The sequence below is a fragment of the Protofrankia sp. CiP3 genome (assembly GCF_917627345.1).
In the GTDB taxonomy this organism is placed as follows: Bacteria; Actinomycetota; Actinomycetes; order Frankiales; family Frankiaceae; genus Protofrankia.
This window is the reverse complement of sequence record NZ_CAKJTM010000206.1, coordinates 1-1,114: the sequence shown is the minus strand read 5'-3', so window position 1 is coordinate 1,114 and position 1,114 is coordinate 1. Positions and strand designations below refer to the sequence as shown.

1 protein-coding gene is annotated in these 1,114 nt (G+C 70.4%); it reads left to right on the top strand.

All coding sequences use genetic code 11. From position 1 onward, the window contains the following. Positions 1-172 precede the first annotated feature (172 nt). Positions 173-985, top strand: coding sequence for an ExeA family protein (locus tag MJ797_RS26250; protein WP_239342349.1), 813 nt, complete (start codon positions 173-175; stop codon positions 983-985). Positions 986-1,114: the final 129 nt, after the last annotated feature.

Sequence of the window (1,114 nt, the reverse complement as noted above, 5' to 3'; positions counted from 1 at the left end):
TGCTCACCCCCGCCCGCACCGACGACCACCTCCTGATCGCCGAGACCGTCCTGCACGTCGCCGTCACCGTCGGGAACCTCGCCACCACCATGATCACCACTCGCTGTCGTGCACGCGAGGGCGCCCCGGACCCGGCCGCGTTCACCCTCCCCCTCGAGGAGGAACCGTTCTGATGATCGAAAAGCTGCGTGCGCACGACGGTTTCACCCGCACCCCGTTCAGCCGCGACCTCGCCCCCGGGATGCTGCACCGCCACGACGCCCACAACCAGGCCGTCGCCCGGTTGTCCTGGTGCATCACCGAGCGCGGCATCGGGATCGTCACCGGTGAGGTCGGCGCCGGCAAGACCGTCGCGGTCCGCACCGTCCTCACCGACCTCGACCCGTCCCGCCACACCGTGATCTACCTGGGCAACCCGCACATCGGGGTGCGCGGTATGCACGAGGCCATCGTGACCGCGTTCGGCGCCCAACCCACGAACCTGTCCTCCCGGCTGATCGCCCAGTCGACCACGGCACTCGCCTCCGCCCGCGACGAACGCGGCCGCACTCCCGTCCTCGTCCTGGACGAGGCCCACCTACTCAGCTACGAGCAGCTCGAGACCGTCCGCATGCTCACGAACAACGCGATCGATTCCGGCTCCCCGCTCGCGACCCTGCTCGTCGGCCAGCCCACCCTGCGCCGCACCATGCGCCTGGCGGTCCTCGCCGCACTCGAGCAGCGCATCACGATCCGTTACACGATGCCCCCGATGACCGCCGAGGAGACCGCCAGCTACATCCGCCACCACACCAGCCTCGCTGGCCGGTCCGACACCCTGTTCTCCGACGACGCGATGACCGTGATTCACACGACTGCCCGCGGCTACCCCCGCGCTGTGAACAACCTCGCGGTCCAGGCCCTCGTCGCCGCCTACGCCACCGGCCGCGCGATCGTCGATGAGAAATCCGCCCGCGCTGCCCTCGCCGAGATCACCGACGACTAACGACACCCTGCCGACCACGGCGACAGCACGCCGACGACGGCGTCACCTTGCCGACCAGACCGACAGCACGCCCACGAACGCCCCGCCCCGGACCCCCGGGACGGGGCGTTCGATCATCCGGCCGTCGGC

Excerpts from the sequence above, each read along its gene's own strand:
- MJ797_RS26250 (WP_239342349.1), top strand. The coding sequence starts at position 173 with ATGATCGAAAAGCTGCGTGCGCACGACGGTTTCACCCGCACCCCGTTC.